Genomic DNA, 17,698 nt, shown 5'->3' with positions numbered 1-17,698 from the left:
CGTTCGCGTGGAACGTCAATTGCTGGAACCCGGCACGCGCGCCGCATCGCGATGACCGCGCGCGCCCGGCTCACATTGGACATCGCCCACGCAAAGCACAGGACGAGGAGCGCATATGGCGCGACACAAGGCCGACGTTGCCGACGACGACTTCGAGATTTTCGCCAGCTATCACGGAACAGGCGACGGCCGATACATAGGTGGACTGAAGGTTGTGAGGAAAGCGGACAGGCGGATTCTGTTCCCGTTCGAGGGCGCACCGCAGATCGGCCCCTATGCGACCGCCGACGAAGCACGCCGCGCCGCGATTGCGTACGGCCGCAAGCTCGTCGCGGCCGATCGTGCCGCGCCCGAAGGCTGAGCGGGCGCAGCCGGTTTGGCAGTGCTTCCGTGAGAGGCGCAGAGCCATCAAGGCAGACCGCCGAGCGACGGCGAAATCGTGCTGCCGCGCGCGGGACCGTCCGGATGTTCGTCGGGCACGGTGGGGCGCGCCGACAGCGGCGGACGATCGCGATAGCAGGTGTCGACCGAACCGTCGACGAGGCAGTTCTGGAACGCATCGGCGTCGCTCTTTTGCGCGAACGTGTACAGCGTGCGCTCGACCTGCACCTCGGTTTCGGATACGCGAATTGTCGTAATGCTCATGAGGTTCTCCTTCGGGGGCGCCTTTTTTACAAAGCGAACGTGCCGTGCTACCGCCTTCGAGATCGCAATGGCCGTGCCTGTTGCGCTGCGCGCGGACTTCTCCGGCAGGGCTCGAATGTTGCTGCATGAACCAGATGCCCGTTCGAGATGGCGCGTGATGACGCGAATCGACGGCAGAACAAACGAGGAGGGCGCGATGCAAGATCCCCAATCGACCGACACCCCGCAGCAGAGCGCGACGCCAGGCGGCGAGCAGTCCGCGAGGCCAGATAACCGCGCCGCGCCCACGATGTCCGACGAAGTCAAAGCCCGCAACAAGCCGAGCGGCACGCACTACGTCGAGCCGAGTCCGCTCGGCATCGAACCGGTCGTGCAGACCGGCGTGGACAAAGCGACCAATCCGCCACGGTCGAGCGAGCGGCCGCGCCACGGCGCCGAAGTGCCGCTCGGCACCGGCGAGCACGCCGAGCCGCCGGGCGGCGGCGGGCGCGAATCGCATCACAAGCAGCCGGGCGAGCAATGACGCTGCGCGTTGCGTGCCAGCCCGCGCCTCGAATCCGTCAACATCCAACCGGAGAAAGCGCATGCAACCGGACCATCCAACCGAATCGATGAACCCGGGCGACGAAGCGCCGCCCAACACACCGGGCGCTGGCGAAGACCTGTGCACCGCCTGCCACGGAACGGGCAAGGTCGAGGGCGCTCGCTGCGCGGTGTGCGGCGGCACGGGCAAGGTGCTGCAGGGCATCGGCGGAGGCTAGCCGGCTGCTCGTCCGCAGGTTAGCGGCAACCGCATCACAAGCCAGGAGCAACCATGTTCAACGAGTCCAGGCACGGCTTCGACGCCGCGCAGACCGAATACGAAGCGTTCATGCTGGAGCCGCACGACTGGGTGCCGAACAACAGCAAGCTGCCGGTCGTGCTGTACCGGCGCGCGCTGTCGCCCGGCAGCGGCAATCTGCCCGCCGCGTTCGAAATCCTCTTCGAGCGCAATGCATGGCCCGCGCAGTGGCGCAACAGCATCTTCGACTTCCATCACTTTCACGCGACCGCGCACGAGGTGCTCGGCGTGACAGACGCGAGCGCCCAGGTGATCGTCGGCGGGCCGGGCGGACGCGTGGTGACGGTGCACGCGGGCGACGTGCTGCTGCTGCCGGCCGGCACCGGCCATTGTCTGCAATCGTTCGAGCGGCATTTTCAGGTGGTGGCGGGCTATCCGTTCGGGCAGCAATGGGACATTCGCCGCGAAGCGCTGACGCCGCAGGAACTCACCGAGATGCTGGCGTTGCCGTTTCCGCCGCTCGATCCGATCGACGGCAAGCATGGTCCCGTCATCGAGTTTTGGCTGCAGTCGGCCTGAACTTCGTCGTTCGCGATGCAACCGACCTGCGCCGGCGTGGCGTGCAGAGTTGCGCGGTTAGGCGCATCATCGGTGGGCTTCGCCGCGATTTTCCCGCGCGCTTTCGGCGGTGACGCTGGCACGTGGGTGGTTCCACGTGCGGCTTCGCGTCCTTATCGACATGCCCGGACGCGCGCGATTCCATGTCGACACGATGCGCCGATCCGTCCGCGCGCTCCGCGGCGCGCGTCGGCCGTCTTCCGAATTGCCGAACAAGGAGCGTCCCATGCAAAACGATTCCGCCCTCGATCAGTTGTGCATCAACACGATCCGCACGCTGTCGATGGACGCCGTGCAGAAAGCCAATTCCGGCCACCCCGGCACGCCGATGGCGCTCGCGCCGGTCGCGTATCACCTGTGGCAACACCATCTGCGTTACGACCCTGACCAGCCGCTGTGGCCGGATCGCGACCGCTTCGTGCTGTCGGCCGGGCATGCGTCGATGCTGCTGTATTCGCTGCTGCATCTGGCCAACGTGAAAGCCGTCGACGAACACGGCAAGCCGACCGGCGCACCGGCCGTATCGCTCGACGACATCGAGCATTTCCGCCAGATCGACAGCAATACGCCGGGCCACCCCGAGTACCGGATGACGACCGGCGTCGAGACCACCACGGGACCGCTTGGGCAAGGGCTCGGCAATAGCGTCGGCATGGCGATGGCCGCGCGCTGGTACGAGAGCCACTTCAATCGTGCGGACGCGCCGCTGTTCGACTACCGCGTGTACGCGATTTGCGGCGACGGCGACATGATGGAAGGCATCTCGCACGAAGCGGCCTCGCTCGCGGGCCATCTGAAGCTGTCGAACCTGATCTGGATTTACGACAGCAACCGCGTGACGATCGAAGGCCATACGGACCTCGCGTATAGCGACGACGTGGCAAGCCGCTTTCACGGCTACAACTGGCACACGCTGCACGTCGGCGATGCGAACGACACCGCCGCGCTGGAAAAGGCGCTGGTCGAAGCAAAGAGCGTGACCGACCGGCCGACGCTGATCGTGGTTCACAGCGTCATCGGTTGGGGGGCGCCGAACAAGCAGGACACCGCGTCCGCGCATGGCGAAGCGCTCGGCGTCGAGGAAGTCGCGCTGGCCAAGAAGTTCTACGGCTGGCCCGAGGACAAGTTCTTCTACGTGCCCGAGGGCGTGCACGAGCGCTTCGCGCAGGGCATCGGCGCGCGCGGCAAGGCGGCGCGCGAACAATGGCAGGCGAAGTTCGACAGCTACAAAAAGCAGTATGCGGAGCTCGCGCGCGAATTCGCGCAGATCGAGGCGCACGAATTGCCGCAGGGCTGGGACAGCGACATCCCGAGCTTCAACGCGGACCCGAAGGGCATCGCGACACGCGAATCGTCGGGCAAGGTGCTCAATGCGATTGCCGCGCGTGTGCCGTGGATGATCGGCGGCGCGGCGGACCTGTCGCCGTCGACGAAAACCAACTTGAAGTTCGAAGGCGCCGGCAGCTTCCAGGCGGATCACTATGCCGGCCGCAATCTGCACTTCGGCATTCGCGAGCATGCGATGGGCGCGGTGGTCAACGGTCTTGCGCTATCGAATCTGCGCGCGTACGGCTCGACGTTCCTGATCTTCAGCGACTACATGAAGCCGCCGATCCGCCTGTCCGCGATCATGGAAGTGCCGGCCATCTTTGTGTTCACGCACGATTCGATCGGCCTCGGCGAAGACGGTCCGACGCATCAGCCGATCGAGCAACTCGCGTCGTTGCGCGGCGTGCCCGGACTGACGGTACTGCGTCCCGGCGACGCGAACGAAGCGGCCGAGGCCTGGCGCGTTGCGCTGACGCAGCCGCATCGGCCGGCGTGCATCGTCTTGTCGCGCCAGCCGCTGCCGACGCTCGACCGGAGCCGCTATGCGCCCGCGAGCGGCGTCAGGCGCGGTGCGTATGTGCTCGCCGACGCCCCCGCTGGCAAGAAGCCAGAGGTGATCCTGATGGCGACCGGCAGCGAGCTATCGATCTGCGCCGACGTGTACGAGAAGCTGAAGAGCGAGGGCATCGCGGCGCGCGTCGTGTCGATGCCGTCGTGGGACATCTTCGAGCGCGAGGACAGCGCGTATCAGGAGTCGGTGCTGCCCGCGGACGTCGAGGCGCGCGTCGCGGTCGAGCAGGCTGCGTCGCTCGGCTGGGATCGGTATACAGGACGGCTCGGTGCGCAGGTCGTCATGCATACGTTCGGCGCGTCGGCGCCGATCGCGGATCTGAAGAAGAAATTCGGTTTCACGCCGGAAGTCGTGTATCAGGCGGCGAAGCAGCAGATCGAGCGGGTGAAGAAGGGGAAGGGCACTTGAGCGTGCGACACTCGACGACGTCGTGAACGCTTGATGCGAAAAGCGGTGGGCCGGCGGGATCTATCCGTTTCGATCAGGCGTGCGGCCACGGTTTGCGGCCGCTTGCCGGCCTACGCGGTCGCGAGGCCGGACGCCTCGCCGCGCCATGAAAGGAGACTTCAAATGGCCGAGATCAATAAGGAAGACGTTGTTGCGGTGCTGAACCGGATTCTCGAATCCGAGTTGGCCGGCGTCGTCCGATATACGCACTATTCGTTCCTTGTTTTCGGATTCGGACGCATCCCGATCAGGTCGTGGTTGCGCGCGCAGGCCGATGAATCGTTGTTGCACGCACAGCAGGCCGGCGAATGGATCACGACTCTGGGTGCCTATCCGTCGCTTGCGATCGGTCCTCTGCTCGACTCGCACACCTTCGATATCTCTTCGATCCTCCGCGAGTCGTTGCAAGCCGAGAATCTTGCGTTGCAGTTGTATCGCGACCTGCTGGCGCTCGTCGAGGACCGCTCGGTTGCACTCGAGGAGTTCGCCCGTCAGATGATCCACGTCGAGGAGATGCACGCGGGCGAAGTCGACAAGATGCTGCGCCGCCCTGGGGAAATGACGACGTCGGAGGACAGCTAGTGCTGATGCCGATGATGGATATCGGGAAAATGCGCGTGCGAATGTGTAATAGGCAGATGCACGTGGGGGTGCGTGTGCGGCTCCTCACCGGCATAAGGAAAATCATGCGCGTGCTGATGGTGCTCGTCATGGCGATGCCGGTGCGTGTGTTGAAGAAACTCATGACTGTGCTCATGCTCGTGCCGCTCGCGCACATGTAGCCAGATACCCAGCGCCATCAGGGCGGCGGCAATCCAGAAAGACAGATTGGGTAGCGCGGGCCATATGATCAGCGAAAGCATGACACCGAAAAGCGGCGCAACGGAAAAGTACGCGCCTGTACGCGCCGTACCGAGATGGCGAAGTGCAACAACGAACAGCACGAGGCTGATGCCGTAACCGCCAAGCCCGGTCAGCATCGCTGCCGCCATGGTTCCTGCTGACGGAAGCGAAGCGCCCGCCGCGATCGCAATGCCGAGATTCACGGGACCGGCCACCATCCCTTTGAGACACGCGATCACCATCGCGTCGTTCGCCGAGACCTTGCGCGTCAGGTTGTTGTCGATTGCCCAGCACAGACACGCGCCGACGATCAGTAACGCACCCATCGGCACGCCCGACTGTCCCGGATGCCACGACAGAAGCACGCCGCCGGCAACGATCGCCACCATGCCGAGAAAAACCTGAATGTCGACATTTTCCTGGAAGACCACCCAGGCAATCACTGCGGTCAACACACCCTCAAGGTTGAGCAATAACGAACTCGTTGCCGCTGGTGTGGTGGACAGGCCCAGCATCAGCAATGCGGGGCCGGCGACGCCACCCATCGCTATCGCCCCGATCAGCCAAGGCAACTCGTCTTTGGTGATACGGTGGTCCGCGGCGGACTGAAGCCCGCGCGATCGGAAGGCACGCCACGCGATGCCGACGCCAAGCCCCAGGCCGCTACCGAGATAAAACAGTCCCGCGAGCATGAAGGGGCTGACTGAGCCGAGCAGCGCCTTGGCCAACGGTGTCGCGGCGCCGAACAGCGCCGCGGCGATTAAGGCGATGAATATCGCCCCGTATCCTGATCTCACAACTCCAACCTCTTGTCCGCAGCAGAAGGGACAGTTTACAGACCGTCGCTGGGGTGACGGACGAAATTCGCCGAGCGCAGCAAAGAGTTAACTTGTAGACGGATTGTCCACAAACGATCATTTCGGCGCGCCGGCTCCGATCGTCCACAATCCGGGGAGCCCGGCCCCGACGCCGGACATGTCAGCGGCCTCCCCAGAGATGGCGCCGACTGACGCGGCGCGGTCAACTGGGCGCACGCGACGGCTTCGCGGTCGCGCCTACCGGCCGAGTTGCCAGCGCAGAAGCGGATGGGACAGGCCGGGCAGCATCACCCACACGCCCGTCGGACTGAAGTCCCACGATCCGTCAAAGCTCGACGGCGTGCTCATTTGCGCGGTCGCAAAGCCGTTCGATGCGGGCAGCTGGGCGCCGGTTCCGGCGCTTGCGGTTTGACTCGTCGCTTGTGCGTCCCAGTAGACAATTCGCCGGAATCGTCACCACCGGCGCCTCGCCACTGGTATCCGCTTCCGCGAGCGCCATCAGATTCTGCACGACCGAAAGGGCTATTTCCGGGAAGCGCTTCAACAGCGTACTTAAGCAGGCATCGACGCTCACCGAAACATCAGGCGTGGGCGCCATACTCTTTTTGTCCATCTTCCGGACGCTCCGATAGATTACGGCGTCCCGAGCTGGATCGAGTTCGATAGCAATGTCGCGTTAACGGTTTGCTCTACCCAGCTTGCACGCGATGTCATCCCGAGTGCGATCACACCGGCGAGGATGGCGATTCTGTAAGTGACATACATGGCTGCCTCCTTTGCATCGAGATATCGTGCGTGCCTGACGTCGAGCGATTGCCGCGCATAATTCTTCGGGCATGCAAATGCCCCTGCCTCAAAACCTGTCTTTCGAACGGTTCACCATATCCGCGTGCGCTTGATGCAACAAGGTCCGACAAGGCTGTCATCGGACAGGCGATGTGACCCACGCGAACAATCGATGTGAGTACCGCGCGCTGACCAGCAACAGCATCGCCGCGACGCCGAAATTCCAGACCAGGATCATGACCGTCGCGTCGAGCGGATGAAACATCGACAGTGCCACAGCCGTGAGCGCGGCAACGGCCAGGCTGCCCGTCATCACCACGGGAGCTGGCGCGAGCCGCGCCACGTGACGCAGCATGATCAGCAGGGCGAGCGAGAGCGGAATGCCCGTGAGGCCGAGCGTCGCAAAACAGCGCGCGGTTTCCCCCAGCGACATGCCGTCCGGGCCGATCTCCACCCAGTTTGTCAAGCATCCGTAGCCGATCGTCGAAACCCATGCCACCAGCGCGGGCAGCGGTAACAGTAGCCAGCGCAGCGACCTTCCCGGCACGCTGGCAACGAACGACGCGACGGCAGCGAGAATGCCCGTCAACGCGGCTGCCGCCACGCCCATCACGAACACCGGCTGATGGAGCTTCGCGGCGAGGTCAGGCCGCATGCCGTGCGCCACGCCGACCAGAGTGAGCACGAGTGCTGCGAACAGGAGCCAGCCGACCGCCCGCACGGCGGGCGGGCGCAGCGGGCGCACCGGGTTCGCATCGGCAACCAGCGACTCGATCAGATCGGAGGTCGGACTCATTTGCGGACTCATTTGCGGTCTCCCTGCGTCAGGAGCTTGTGCAGGCCTTTCAGCCCGCGATGCACAGCGACCTTCAACGCGGCAACAGTCATTCCACTCGCCACAGCCGCCTCTTTCAAAGACATTTCCTCGAGTTTGAGCATACGTATCGCGTCGCGCTGCCCGGGCGGCAAACGCTCGATCGTCTCGCGCAGCATGCGCGCATCGGTGGCCTCTTCCATCAGATTCGCTGTGGGGTCGGCCAAGGTTTCATGTTCATCGTCGAGCGGCACCTCGCGGGCGTCAAGACTCCCAGCGTGGCGCAACGTATCGACGATGCGGCGCATGGCGACGGTCAGCAGCCAGGGGCCGAACGGTCGCGCGGGGTCATAGGTATGGCGCACGCGATGCACGGTGGCGAGGACGTCCTGCACGACGTCCTCGACTGCGTCGGGACGGACCCCATGACGGTCCGCGAGGTTGCGCAGATACGGTGTCATGCTCTGCAGCAGCCGGCGGTAGGCGTCGCGATCGCCTTGCTGCGCGCGCGCCATCAAAACGGACCAGTCGGGCGTGCCGTCGGGCCGCGTTGCGTCATCCAGCGTGGCGCTGCGCGGTTCCCCGCCAGCCGGTGTGGACCGCTCGGGCAGCATGCGCGCGACGCTGCGGTGTCGATAGTCGGACATCGTTGCAGTCAGTGGAAGAGGCGATCTGCGCAAAAAAATAATTGGTGCGCGGCGTAACCTTTGGCCGCGCCGGACCGAATCTGCTTAGGAGATCGCAGCTTCGCGATCCCAACCCTCGGAGAAGATACTATGAGCAAGTCCGCTTTGACCATTTCGTCGCTGTCCGCCGCGGTCGGCATGGCGCTTGCAATGCAGGCGTTGCCCGCGCAGGCGCAGGGTATGGGCAACCCGCCGCAGGTCGTGAAGGACAACATGGCCAGAATGGCACAGAACCACCTCGAAAAGTGCTACGGCATCAACGCAGTAGCGAAGAACGACTGTGCAGAAGGGGCGCACTCGTGCGCCGGCCAGGCCACTCAGGGGCGCGACCCGAAGTCATTCGTGCTGTTGCCCGCGGGCGATTGCAGCAAGATCGCGGGCGGCCAGACGAAGGCAGGCTGAGGGGCGCTGCGGCCATGAGCGCAACCGTCGCCCGCACGCGCGCGCCGGCCAGCCCGATTCCTTCGAGGGCCGGCGTGGGACTGCGTTTTCGCCATCATCGTGCCGTGCTCGACGAACGGCCGGCCGCGGCGTGGTTCGAGGTGCACACTGAAAACTACATGGGCGGCGGGCCCGCTACGCGCTATCTGGATGCGATTCGCCGCGACTATCCGGTCTCCCTGCACGGTGTGGGCCTCTCGCTAGGCAGCGCCGATGGGCTCGACGCCGCACATCTTGCACGCGTGAGCGAGGTCGTCGCGCGTGTTCAGCCCGGCCTCGTCTCCGAGCACCTTGCGTGGAGCGTGACGGGCGGTACGTATCTCGCCGACCTGCTGCCGTTGCCGATGACCGAAGAATCGCTCGACGTCGTGTGCCGGAACGTCGATCGGATGCAGACGGCACTCGGAAGGCGGCTTCTCGTGGAGAACCCGTCCACTTATCTTCGCTTCGCGCATTCGACAATACCGGAGTGGGAGTTCCTCGCGCATCTCGCACAACGCACGGGATGCGGGCTCCTGTGCGACGTCAACAACATCTACGTCAGCGCGTGCAATCACGGATGGGATCCGCACACGTATCTCGACGCGCTGCCGCCGGCGGCCATCGGCGAAATCCATCTTGCCGGCCACAGCGTGAGGCATCTAGAGGGCGGCCAGGTCTTGCGAATCGACGATCACGGCTCACGCGTCGCGGCGCAGGTGTGGGCGCTCTATGCGGCTACGCTGCAACGCTTCGGGCCGGTGCCGACACTGGTCGAATGGGACACCGACGTGCCGCCGCTCGACGTTCTCATCGAGGAAGCCGCAATCGCGGAATCAGCACTGGAGGCGGTTCGCCATGAACATGCACACGCCATCGCTGGCTGATCTTCAACAGGCCATGCGCCGCAGCCTGCTCGAAGGCGCCAATGAAAGCGCCGCCGCCACCGTGCTGGCCGATGGTGTCGATCCCCAAGCACGCCTGAACATTTATCGGAACACAGCGGAAGGTGTGCTGGTCAATGCGCTGCGGCTTGCCTTTCCCGCCGTGCAGCGGCTGGTCGGCGGGGACTTCTTTGAGGGCGCAGTGCGCCTGTTCATGCATGCTTCGCCGCCACACAGCGCATGGCTCGACGACTACGGCGCACAGTTTCCGACCTTCCTAGCGCGGATGCCACAACTCTCATCGGTACGATATGTGGTCGACGTCGCGCGGTTCGAATGGCAGGTGAATGGCGTGCTGCACGCACCCGACATCGCGCCGCTCGATCCGGTACATCTCGCACGGCTCGACGAGGGCGCGCTCGGCTTGCTGCGGTTATCGCCTCATCCGGCGACGCGGTTGCTGCGCTGCGACGCTCCCGCCGACGCGATCTGGCGCGCCGTGCTCCAGCAGGACGACGCGGCGCTGCGCGCAATCGACCTCGCGGACGAGCCTGTGCATCTGCTCGTGCAACGTGTCGATGAAGGCGTCGATACCCTGCGCTTGAGCGCTGGAGAGTGGCGCATCAGCAAGGCGCTTTTTGCGGGCGAGGCGCTCGGCGCGGCGCTGGCACGCGCGCCGGAAGCGGATGGTCTTACACTCATTGGCGCCTACCTTGCACGCGGATGCTTCGCCCAGACGCCGCAGATTGCCAGCCGTATTCGGATCGACCAGGGATCATCGACATGACTCGCCTCTCCAACCCTGCAAACGGCCGTAGCGTATTTCAGTGCGCAGTTCAGTTGCTGGACAACGTGCCTTACTGGCTGCTGGCCATTCCGTTGCGCCTCGCGGTTGCAACGATTTTCTGGAATTCGGCCATGACCAAGCTCGCGAACTGGGATGCGGCGCTCGAACTGTTTCGCGACGAATACAGGCTGCCGTTGTTGCCGCCGGATGTGGCAGCACACATTACCGTATCGATAGAACTGAGCATGCCGGTGTTGCTGGTACTCGGCCTGGGCGTCAGGCCCGCCGCATTGGTCCTGCTCGGGATGACCTCCGTGATAGAGCTGTTTGTGTACCCGCAGGCGTGGCCGACGCATATTCAGTGGGCAGCCATGCTGCTGGTCCTGTTGTGCCGGGGCGCCGGAGCCTTGTCGCTCGACCATCTGGTACGTCAGCGACGGTGGAGCGTTGCTTCGTCGGACGGCGTCCGGCGTCAGCGCGGTGATGGTTGATTTCGACAGGAGGATCGTCACCGTGAGCAATGTCGTTCTTGCATCTGTGCTGAGCTGCCCGCAATGCGGGACCGCTACGCCGGAAATCATGCCCACGGATGCATGCCAGTTCTACTACGAGTGTCCGGCCTGTCATGCGCTGCTGCGTCCGAAGCCGGGCGACTGCTGCGTGTTCTGTTCGTTCGGCGCGGTACCGTGTCCGCCTGTTCAGTACAGGCGCGCGTGCTGCGAACCTCAGACAAGGTAACGCTACGACGAAAGCATCGATCTGAACGCACTGAGGAAGCGGGGCTCGCCCCTTCCTGGAAGCCTCGCGCTTCCCCCTCGAAACGCTTGACGGACTGACTCAGGGTGTGAAGCGGCCTTACGCGCTAGTGCAAGGACAACGACCGTTTCCAAGGTACATCGGTCGTTCAACACCGCCTGGACGAAATGATAGGGGCATACGTCGACGCACTTCGCACATGTTCGGAGCATCGAACTGTCGGCACGCCGCAGACATTTCGCCGCGAGGCTGTCGGTGCGCCACCACCACTCGCGGATCGCCTTCATGCCCGCGGCTGCCGCGGAAACCGATTCGATCGCGCAAAGCCGCGTGCCGCCCGGGGCGCGGCACACGGCGCGAACATGGCACACCCTGTGCGCTAGAGACCGCGGGTCCGCAACACTCTGCAGTTCAGGGATCTGCGGCCTCGCTCGATATGCTAAGCTGTCAGGCAGTGCTCCGCACAAACGTAGCGCACGATCGATTGCTTTTCTCGGATGTGTAAAGAGGAGAAGCGACCATGAAAATCCTATGGGTCGATGACCACGAAATTCTTTGCGTTGCTCTTTCCGAATATGTCCAAACACACGCGTCGGAGCTGAGCGCCGCCCCAATCGACATCACGCCCGTCTTTACGCTTGCCAGCGCGCTTGAAGAAGTCAACAAGACACCTGCCCCGGATCTGGTATTCCTGGATCTTAATCTGGATGGTGAGAATCGTGGCGCCGCGACACTTGAGCATTTTCAGGCTGGAAATCCATCCAATGTTCCCGTGGTCATCTGCACAGGACTTGCTCCTGGAAACGATCATGAAGTTGAAATTTTGCGAATGTGCATGCGTGACTACGCCGCTCGAGGAATCCTGTTGAAAGGAGGCGCGCACAAAAAAATGTTCATTGGACTGAGCAGGATCTTAGGAGGTGAACTCTGGATTCCGGAAGAAGTCTTGCTCCGCTTTGCCTGCTCGACACAAGCGCCCTCAGCTAGCCGGAATCAGCATCATCTTGGGCTTTCTCCGCGAGAGTGGGATTTGGCGCGTTGCATTGCACGTGGCCTCTCAGGTAAACAGATCGCAAGAGAGCTTGGCGTCTCCGAGGGACATGTCAGACAGGTTTCTTGTGTTATTTACGACAAACTTCAAGTCAGAAACCGCGTTGAAGCTGCACTTCGAGTCAGTGCCGAGCTTACCCTTGGAAGGGGGGCAGCAGATACGCGACTGTCGTGAAGATATCTGCTACACCGCTCTTCATTGTTTCCCTGCCATCACTTTTAACCGCCTTCGGCCGACGTTTTTGGCTTATGTTTTGCGAGTATGGTCAATAAGGTTCGTTCAGAAACCGGTTTCGACAAAAGCTTGATGCCACTGACGGCTACTTTTTTGAGCACAGCTGACGAGGTGTCTCCCGACCACAGGATCGCAGGGATCGAGGCGTCGGTAGCAGCGCGGACCGCCGTAATCGCCGCAATGCCGTCCTCGTTTTCCAGCCGGTAGTCGGAGAGGATGAAGTGCGGACCGCTTGCCAAAGCCTCAATGCGCAACTGCTCGATAACGTCGGATGATGATTCCCCCGCCACGACGTAGCAGCCGTGCTCGATCAGGCGCATCGATATTTCGATTCTTAAGTCGCTGTTGTCCTCGATGATTGCCACGACCATATTGGTCAGGTCCGGGTCGCCGTCTTCAACCGTTTGAACCTCGCGCAACTCCGGCGGTATGAGTCCGATGAACGGGACCGTAACCGAAAAACGCGATCCACGTCCGGGTGTCGAGTCCACGTCCAGTTTGTGAGCAAGAAGGTTCGCGAGCCCCTGAACAATGGACAGACCCAGGCCGAACCCTTTTTCCCGATTCCTCTCGGGATTATCGACCTGTACATAGCTTTTGAAGATATCCGCCTGTCTATCTTCAGAGATACCGATCCCGTTGTCCCAGACGCTTATCTTTATGCGGCTGCCTCGCCTCTGGCAACTCACCAGAACATGTCCCTTCTTGCCTCCCTGCTCGGAAGGCGTGTAACGGAGCCCATTGAGCACCATATTCCGGACGATCCTGTCCAACGCATGTCGATCCGTACGGACCAGATAGGGGCGACTATGGAGTCTTAACTTCAGCCCCTTCGTCGCAGCCAGCGGCTGCATATCCACGACTATGCCGCGTAAAAGGGAAGGCAGCGCCACCTCCTGAATTTCTACATTCCAGGTGCCGGACTCGAGGCGGCAGATATCCAGTGCCCCGTTAATCATCCATTCCATCGCATCCACTTGCCTTTGCGCAATCGAGACGTCTTCGACCAGATTGGTCGATTTAATGCTCCGCTCGATGAAATTTAACTTCAGGCCGAGCGTGGTGAGCGGTTGGCGCAAGTCATGGCTTATCGCAGCGATAAGCAGGTTCTTCTCCGCCTTTGCCGCTTCAGCCCGCTCTCGCGCCTCATCGAGAATAATCTCTTTAACATATGCGCGTTTCTGACTGTAAAAAATAAACCACGCGAGAAAACAATAGCCAATCAGTTGAGCCGTATAGAAACCCAGCATTGCTGGCCGGTAAATAAATAGAGGTGGTCCCAAGCTAAATCCGAACGGGATAGCGCCGAGCACGAATGAACCTAAATTCGCACGAAGACTCGGTGCGAGCAGCAGCAAGGTAAACGTATGGCTGATTAGCGTGTACTCAAGGAAGCCAGAACTGGCCAATTTGACGTAGGGAGCATGGCCCGAGAAATCGGGTGGGGTTAGCCCAAAGCTACCCGCCGCCCACCAGAACGATGTCAGTGTGACGACTGCAGCCCATGTCCAGTGCATCTGCTCGACCGCGTCGACGCTGGCGTGCTTCGGGAGCGCCATGGTCTTTTTCAGCAAGTATGCTGCCATGGGAGTGGCTATCCCCCACAGTCCCAGGATCCAGACGACACGGAACCAACGGTAGCTATCCGACGTTTTGATCCACGATCCATATAAGCACAGCAGCGAGGCTCCGACCGACACCAGCACGGTCCAACATACCGCTCGACGGGACAGAGATTTCAATAACTCGCGTTTGACATAGAGATTCTGCTCGGTACTGAGTGCCGCAACCGGTCCCAGAAAAGGATTCACAAGTTCAGCGAATACGCGGCGCTCGATTGTGTGATCCGTTTCACCCGTGCACAATGATGTTCTGGCCCCGGGCTTCTCGCCCGCGTCAGAATCACGTCGTGTTTGAATACGGGACGCCATAGCAGGCCTCCGAGAATCAAGTGCAGCTACGCTCCGTTGTGCCAGCTTTGTGTTCCCTCGCCATCTCTTTCACCCGCCTTCGGTCAATGTTTTTGGCTTATGTTCTGCAAGTATGGTCAATAAGGTCTGTTCAGAATCCGGTCCCGACAAAAGCTTGATGCCACTGACGGCTACTTTTTTGAGCACAGCTGACGAGGTGTCTCCCGACCACAGGATCGCAGGGATCGAAGCGTCGGTAGCAGCGCGGACCGCCGTAATCGCCGCAATTCCGTCCTCGTTTTCCAGCCGGTAGTCGGAGAGGATGAAGTGCGGACCGCTTGCCAAAGCCTCAATGCGCAACTGCTCGATGACGTCGGATGATGATTCCCCCGCCACGACGTAGCAGCCATGCTCGATCAGGCGCATCGATATTTCGATTCTTAAGTCGCTGTTGTCCTCGATGATCGCCACGACCATATTGGTCAGGTCCGGGTCGCCGTCTTCAACCGTTTGAACCTCGCGCAACTCCGGCGGTATGAGTCCGATGAACGGGACCGTAACCGAAAAACGCGATCCCCGTCCGGGTGTCGAGTCCACGTCCAGTTTGTGACCAAGAAGGTTCGCGAGCCCCTGGACAATGGACAGACCCAGGCCGAACCCTTTTTCCCGATTCCTCTCGGGATTATCGACCTGTACATAGCTTTTGAAGATATCCGCCTGTCTATCTTCAGAGATACCGATCCCGTTGTCCCAGACGCTTATCTTTATGCGGCTGCCTCGCCTCTGGCAACTCACCAGAACATGTCCCTTCTTGCCTCCCTGCTCGGAAGGCGTGTAACGGAGCCCATTGAGCACCATATTCCGGACGATCCTGTCCAACGCATGTCGATCCGTACGGACCAGATAGGGGCGACTATGGAGTCTTAACTTCAGCCCCTTCGCCGCAGCCAGCGGCTGCATATCCACGACTATGCCGCGTAAAAGGGAAGGCAGCGCCACCTCCCGAACTTCTACATTCCAGGTGCCGGACTCGAGGCGGCAGATATCCAGTGCCCCGTTGATCATTCCTTCCATCGCATCCACTTGCCTTTGCGCAATCGAGACGTCTTCAACCAGATTGGTCGATTTAATGCTCCGCTCGATGAAATCTAACTTCAGGCCGAGCGTGGTGAGCGGTTGACGCAGGTCATGGCTTATTGCGGCGATAAATTGGTTCTTCTCCGCCGTTGCCGCTACAGCCTGAGATCGCGCCTCCTCGAGAACAACCTCTTTCACACATGTGCGTTGCTGATCGTTGCAAATGAACCATGCGACGACACAATAGCCAATTATTTGAGCCGTATACCAGTCAAACATTCCTGGCCGGGCAACAAAGAACAGTGGTGCCATGTTAAATCCGAATGGGATAGTGCCAATCACGAGTGCGCCTAAAGCCGCACGAAGACTGGGTGCGAGCAGCAGCAACGTAAATGCCTGGCTGATCATCGTCAGTTCCAGAAAGCCATACCGGCCGAATCTAAAGTAATAACCATGGAGTACCACGAATTTTGGTGGGATTAGCCCAAAGCTGGCCGCCGCCCACCAGAAAGATGTCAGCATGACCAATGCAGCCCATGCCCAGTGCATCTGCTCGACCGCGTTGACGCTGGCGTGCTTCGGGAGCGTCATGGTCTTTTTCAGCAAGTATGCTGCCAAAGGAGCGGCTATCCCCCACAGTCCCAGGATCCAGACGACACGGAACAAGGGATAAATGTCCGATGTTTTGATCCACGATCCAAACACGAACCAGAACGGGCTTCCGACCAACAGTAGCGCGATCCAATATACCGATCGGCGGGACAGCGATTGCAATAACTCGCGTTTGACGAGGAGATTCTGCTCAGTACTGAGTGCTGCAACCGGTCCCACAAAAAGATTCATAAATTCAGCGAATCTGCGGCGCTCGATTGTGTGAGCCGTTTCACCCGCGCACACTGATGTTCTGGCCCCGGGCGTTTCGCCCGCGTCGGAATCACGTGGTGTTCGAGTACAGGACGCCATAACAGGCCTCCGGGAATCAGGTGCAGCTACACGCCATTGTGCTAGCGGTCCGCCAGCAAGTCGATGGACAAGTGTTCTGTTTTTTGCCGAACAAAAGTTCGTGATCCACGCAGGTGGTCCCTACCGGAGATTTGTGCCCGCTGTGCCGAGCGTTGGGTGGAAGGCCGTCAAAGCTGCTGAACGAGGGTAAGTATGAGGCTGATCTCTCGCGCTGCGCAGTATCAGTAACTCGCGGTTGTCCTGATCAAGCACGGCTCGCCAATTGCGATATTGGGTGCTCGCTCCGTGTGTGCCGCGTCGAACTGCATCCGTAACCAGGCGTGCGCCGTACTCTCAAGAAATCACTCTAACGAATAATCGTAATGCGACACCGAACATTTATTCTCCCGAAAAGGAACATTTAATGCCGAACATCAAATTATCGACGTAACTACAAGTGACACGATTACACGGCGCAATAATGCAACATAATTCGATACAAGGAGGGCGTCAATCACCGCACAATGGCCCGCGTTCTTCTCTTGTCGAATGCCAGTTACGAGTACGGCTCTATAACCGGCCGATGCGGAAAACGCAGTGCGTACATGCGCGACGTTTTCCACCTCACTTTGAGGGAGATTGACATGATCCGCAATACGCCCCCGAGTTAAGCCAGCTGAGTCGCGGACGACTCCACACCCCATATCAACCACAACTTCCAGTTTGTCTGCAGAACTGGCTGCAGTGTGCCATTAGGTTTCCCGATTGTTAAGTTAGCCATCAATCAAGGAGCTCCATGATGAAAACCCTTGCATACCTTGTCCTCGCCAGCTGTGCGCTTGGCAGCCCAGTCGTCAGCTTCGCTCAGAGCACCACGCCCGTCACCCGTGCGCAGGTGAGTGCGGAACTGATCCGTCTCGAGCAGGCCGGCTATCACATGGGCGACGGCGACCAAACGAAGTATCCCGAGCAAATTCAGGCTGCTGAAGCGAAGATCGCTGCACAGGACAGCCAGCAGCCGGGCAACAGTGACGTTGGCGGCACGACGACCAACGGCACCGCAGCTTCCGGCAGTGTCCAGCATGTGTCAAAGCCCTCGCCATCGTCGTGCGTCGGACCCGCAAGTTACTGCAACCTTTTCTTCGGTAATTGACCGCAGATGGCGTGCGCCGTGTAAAGGCGGCGTTTTCCCAGTGGGTGTAAGCCCCACCCGGCAACCGCTCCAGCCGGAAGCAACCGGAGCAGCTATGGAGGTAACGAAATGGCTGAAGCCTTCGGTGTAGCGTGTCACAAATTACG

Annotated in this window: 21 protein-coding genes; 13 read left to right on the top strand and 8 right to left on the bottom strand. The window is 61.0% G+C overall.

Annotation, left to right across the window (positions count from 1 at the left end; translation table 11 throughout):
• Window positions 1–115: 115 nt before the first annotated feature.
• Entirely contained in the window at window positions 116–361 is a 246-nt protein-coding gene (locus tag OKW41_RS11665; protein ID WP_090809892.1) for a DUF6723 family protein, read from the top strand.
• A 47-nt stretch (window positions 362–408) separates the two neighbouring features.
• Here the strand turns inward: OKW41_RS11665 and OKW41_RS11660 are convergent, their stop codons facing one another.
• Window positions 409–645 carry a hypothetical protein gene (locus OKW41_RS11660; protein WP_429572566.1) on the bottom strand — a complete coding sequence of 79 codons (237 nt, stop codon included), beginning with the start codon at window positions 643–645 and terminating at the stop codon, window positions 409–411.
• A gap of 196 nt (window positions 646–841) precedes the next feature.
• Between OKW41_RS11660 and OKW41_RS11655 the strand changes: the two genes are divergently transcribed.
• The 5 genes from OKW41_RS11655 (at window position 842) to OKW41_RS11635 (ending at window position 4,973) form a co-directional block, all read left to right on the top strand.
• On the top strand, window positions 842–1,168 hold the full coding sequence (locus tag OKW41_RS11655) for a hypothetical protein (protein ID WP_429443612.1): 327 nt from the start codon (window positions 842–844) through the stop codon (window positions 1,166–1,168).
• 61 nt (window positions 1,169–1,229) lie between these two features.
• Window positions 1,230–1,406, top strand: coding sequence for a hypothetical protein (locus OKW41_RS11650; RefSeq protein WP_429443611.1), 177 nt, complete (start codon window positions 1,230–1,232; stop codon window positions 1,404–1,406).
• Window positions 1,407–1,459: 53 nt separating this feature from the next.
• Complete coding sequence (locus tag OKW41_RS11645; RefSeq protein WP_429443610.1) at window positions 1,460–2,005, top strand: cupin; 546 nt, start codon at window positions 1,460–1,462, stop codon at window positions 2,003–2,005.
• A gap of 265 nt (window positions 2,006–2,270) precedes the next feature.
• The gene (gene tkt / locus OKW41_RS11640) at window positions 2,271–4,352 is read left to right on the top strand and encodes a transketolase (protein ID WP_429572565.1); all 2,082 of its coding nucleotides are present in this window, start codon (window positions 2,271–2,273) and stop codon (window positions 4,350–4,352) included.
• A gap of 162 nt (window positions 4,353–4,514) precedes the next feature.
• The gene (locus tag OKW41_RS11635; RefSeq protein ID WP_018425186.1) at window positions 4,515–4,973 is read left to right on the top strand and encodes a ferritin-like domain-containing protein; all 459 of its coding nucleotides are present in this window, start codon (window positions 4,515–4,517) and stop codon (window positions 4,971–4,973) included.
• Here OKW41_RS11635 and OKW41_RS11630 read toward each other — a convergent pair.
• The 5 genes from OKW41_RS11630 to OKW41_RS11610 all read right to left on the bottom strand — a co-directional run bounded on the left by OKW41_RS11630 (window position 4,970) and on the right by OKW41_RS11610 (window position 8,266).
• On the bottom strand, window positions 4,970–6,031 hold the full coding sequence (locus tag OKW41_RS11630; protein ID WP_429572564.1) for a DMT family transporter: 1,062 nt from the start codon (window positions 6,029–6,031) through the stop codon (window positions 4,970–4,972). The genes OKW41_RS11635 and OKW41_RS11630 overlap by 4 nt on opposite strands.
• Before the next feature lie 346 nt (window positions 6,032–6,377).
• Window positions 6,378–6,665 carry a hypothetical protein gene (locus OKW41_RS11625; RefSeq protein ID WP_429446997.1) on the bottom strand — a complete coding sequence of 96 codons (288 nt, stop codon included), beginning with the start codon at window positions 6,663–6,665 and terminating at the stop codon, window positions 6,378–6,380.
• 20 nt (window positions 6,666–6,685) lie between these two features.
• Window positions 6,686–6,817, bottom strand: a complete 132-nt coding sequence (locus OKW41_RS11620) for a hypothetical protein (RefSeq protein ID WP_429443607.1) — start codon at window positions 6,815–6,817, stop codon at window positions 6,686–6,688.
• A 157-nt stretch (window positions 6,818–6,974) separates the two neighbouring features.
• Window positions 6,975–7,634 carry an NrsF family protein gene (locus tag OKW41_RS11615; protein ID WP_429572563.1) on the bottom strand — a complete coding sequence of 220 codons (660 nt, stop codon included), beginning with the start codon at window positions 7,632–7,634 and terminating at the stop codon, window positions 6,975–6,977.
• 8 nt (window positions 7,635–7,642) lie between these two features.
• Window positions 7,643–8,266, bottom strand: a complete 624-nt coding sequence (locus tag OKW41_RS11610) for a sigma-70 family RNA polymerase sigma factor (protein ID WP_429443605.1) — start codon at window positions 8,264–8,266, stop codon at window positions 7,643–7,645.
• 162 nt (window positions 8,267–8,428) lie between these two features.
• Between OKW41_RS11610 and bufA1 the strand changes: the two genes are divergently transcribed.
• From bufA1 to OKW41_RS11580, 6 genes are all read left to right on the top strand, one after another.
• Window positions 8,429–8,740 carry a BufA1 family periplasmic bufferin-type metallophore gene (gene bufA1, locus OKW41_RS11605; RefSeq protein ID WP_429443604.1) on the top strand — a complete coding sequence of 104 codons (312 nt, stop codon included), beginning with the start codon at window positions 8,429–8,431 and terminating at the stop codon, window positions 8,738–8,740.
• Between the two features lie 14 nt (window positions 8,741–8,754).
• Complete coding sequence (gene bufB, locus OKW41_RS11600; RefSeq protein ID WP_429572562.1) at window positions 8,755–9,645, top strand: MNIO family bufferin maturase; 891 nt, start codon at window positions 8,755–8,757, stop codon at window positions 9,643–9,645.
• Window positions 9,617–10,429 carry an HvfC/BufC family peptide modification chaperone gene (locus OKW41_RS11595; protein ID WP_429572561.1) on the top strand — a complete coding sequence of 271 codons (813 nt, stop codon included), beginning with the start codon at window positions 9,617–9,619 and terminating at the stop codon, window positions 10,427–10,429. Before bufB ends, OKW41_RS11595 begins: the two co-directional genes overlap by 29 nt.
• The gene (locus tag OKW41_RS11590; RefSeq protein ID WP_429443601.1) at window positions 10,426–10,920 is read left to right on the top strand and encodes a DoxX family protein; all 495 of its coding nucleotides are present in this window, start codon (window positions 10,426–10,428) and stop codon (window positions 10,918–10,920) included. Before OKW41_RS11595 ends, OKW41_RS11590 begins: the two co-directional genes overlap by 4 nt.
• Window positions 10,913–11,167, top strand: a complete 255-nt coding sequence (locus OKW41_RS11585; RefSeq protein ID WP_429572560.1) for a GDCCVxC domain-containing (seleno)protein — start codon at window positions 10,913–10,915, stop codon at window positions 11,165–11,167. The genes OKW41_RS11590 and OKW41_RS11585 overlap by 8 nt, the downstream gene beginning before the upstream one ends.
• A gap of 538 nt (window positions 11,168–11,705) precedes the next feature.
• Window positions 11,706–12,410: a LuxR C-terminal-related transcriptional regulator gene (locus tag OKW41_RS11580; protein WP_429572559.1), complete on the top strand. Its 705-nt coding sequence runs from the start codon at window positions 11,706–11,708 to the stop codon at window positions 12,408–12,410.
• A 44-nt stretch (window positions 12,411–12,454) separates the two neighbouring features.
• Here the strand turns inward: OKW41_RS11580 and OKW41_RS11575 are convergent, their stop codons facing one another.
• A complete protein-coding gene (locus tag OKW41_RS11575) occupies window positions 12,455–14,401 on the bottom strand; it encodes an ATP-binding response regulator (RefSeq protein ID WP_429572558.1) in 1,947 nt (648 codons plus the stop codon).
• Between the two features lie 69 nt (window positions 14,402–14,470).
• Entirely contained in the window at window positions 14,471–16,300 is a 1,830-nt protein-coding gene (locus OKW41_RS11570; RefSeq protein WP_429572557.1) for an ATP-binding response regulator, read from the bottom strand.
• Between the two features lie 895 nt (window positions 16,301–17,195).
• Between OKW41_RS11570 and OKW41_RS11565 the strand changes: the two genes are divergently transcribed.
• The gene (locus OKW41_RS11565; protein ID WP_429443597.1) at window positions 17,196–17,552 is read left to right on the top strand and encodes a DUF4148 domain-containing protein; all 357 of its coding nucleotides are present in this window, start codon (window positions 17,196–17,198) and stop codon (window positions 17,550–17,552) included.
• The last annotated feature ends 146 nt before the right edge of the window (window positions 17,553–17,698 follow it).

Source organism: Paraburkholderia sp. UCT70 (genome assembly GCF_050434085.1).
In the GTDB taxonomy this organism is placed as follows: Bacteria; Pseudomonadota; Gammaproteobacteria; order Burkholderiales; family Burkholderiaceae; genus Paraburkholderia; species Paraburkholderia tuberum.
Note: the sequence above shows the minus strand (reverse complement) of the source record. Positions and strands in the feature narration are given on the sequence as shown.

What these genes read in the sequence shown, in the direction of transcription:
- OKW41_RS11625 (WP_429446997.1), bottom strand. Translation starts at nt 6,665, where the DNA reads ATGGACAAAAAGAGTATGGCGCCCACGCCTGATGTTTCGGTGAGCGTC.
- OKW41_RS11660 (WP_429572566.1), bottom strand. Translation starts at nt 645, where the DNA reads ATGAGCATTACGACAATTCGCGTATCCGAAACCGAGGTGCAGGTCGAG.
- OKW41_RS11635 (WP_018425186.1), top strand. Translation starts at nt 4,515, where the DNA reads ATGGCCGAGATCAATAAGGAAGACGTTGTTGCGGTGCTGAACCGGATT.
- OKW41_RS11615 (WP_429572563.1), bottom strand. Translation starts at nt 7,634, where the DNA reads ATGAGTCCGACCTCCGATCTGATCGAGTCGCTGGTTGCCGATGCGAAC.
- OKW41_RS11565 (WP_429443597.1), top strand. Translation starts at nt 17,196, where the DNA reads ATGATGAAAACCCTTGCATACCTTGTCCTCGCCAGCTGTGCGCTTGGC.
- OKW41_RS11590 (WP_429443601.1), top strand. Translation starts at nt 10,426, where the DNA reads ATGACTCGCCTCTCCAACCCTGCAAACGGCCGTAGCGTATTTCAGTGC.
- OKW41_RS11585 (WP_429572560.1), top strand. Translation starts at nt 10,913, where the DNA reads ATGGTTGATTTCGACAGGAGGATCGTCACCGTGAGCAATGTCGTTCTT.
- OKW41_RS11595 (WP_429572561.1), top strand. Translation starts at nt 9,617, where the DNA reads ATGAACATGCACACGCCATCGCTGGCTGATCTTCAACAGGCCATGCGC.
- OKW41_RS11650 (WP_429443611.1), top strand. Translation starts at nt 1,230, where the DNA reads ATGCAACCGGACCATCCAACCGAATCGATGAACCCGGGCGACGAAGCG.
- tkt (WP_429572565.1), top strand. Translation starts at nt 2,271, where the DNA reads ATGCAAAACGATTCCGCCCTCGATCAGTTGTGCATCAACACGATCCGC.
- OKW41_RS11610 (WP_429443605.1), bottom strand. Translation starts at nt 8,266, where the DNA reads ATGCTGCCCGAGCGGTCCACACCGGCTGGCGGGGAACCGCGCAGCGCC.
- bufA1 (WP_429443604.1), top strand. Translation starts at nt 8,429, where the DNA reads ATGAGCAAGTCCGCTTTGACCATTTCGTCGCTGTCCGCCGCGGTCGGC.
- OKW41_RS11665 (WP_090809892.1), top strand. Translation starts at nt 116, where the DNA reads ATGGCGCGACACAAGGCCGACGTTGCCGACGACGACTTCGAGATTTTC.
- OKW41_RS11570 (WP_429572557.1), bottom strand. Translation starts at nt 16,300, where the DNA reads ATGAATCTTTTTGTGGGACCGGTTGCAGCACTCAGTACTGAGCAGAAT.
- OKW41_RS11645 (WP_429443610.1), top strand. Translation starts at nt 1,460, where the DNA reads ATGTTCAACGAGTCCAGGCACGGCTTCGACGCCGCGCAGACCGAATAC.
- OKW41_RS11580 (WP_429572559.1), top strand. Translation starts at nt 11,706, where the DNA reads ATGAAAATCCTATGGGTCGATGACCACGAAATTCTTTGCGTTGCTCTT.
- OKW41_RS11620 (WP_429443607.1), bottom strand. Translation starts at nt 6,817, where the DNA reads ATGTATGTCACTTACAGAATCGCCATCCTCGCCGGTGTGATCGCACTC.
- OKW41_RS11575 (WP_429572558.1), bottom strand. Translation starts at nt 14,401, where the DNA reads ATGGCGTCCCGTATTCAAACACGACGTGATTCTGACGCGGGCGAGAAG.
- OKW41_RS11655 (WP_429443612.1), top strand. Translation starts at nt 842, where the DNA reads ATGCAAGATCCCCAATCGACCGACACCCCGCAGCAGAGCGCGACGCCA.
- bufB (WP_429572562.1), top strand. Translation starts at nt 8,755, where the DNA reads ATGAGCGCAACCGTCGCCCGCACGCGCGCGCCGGCCAGCCCGATTCCT.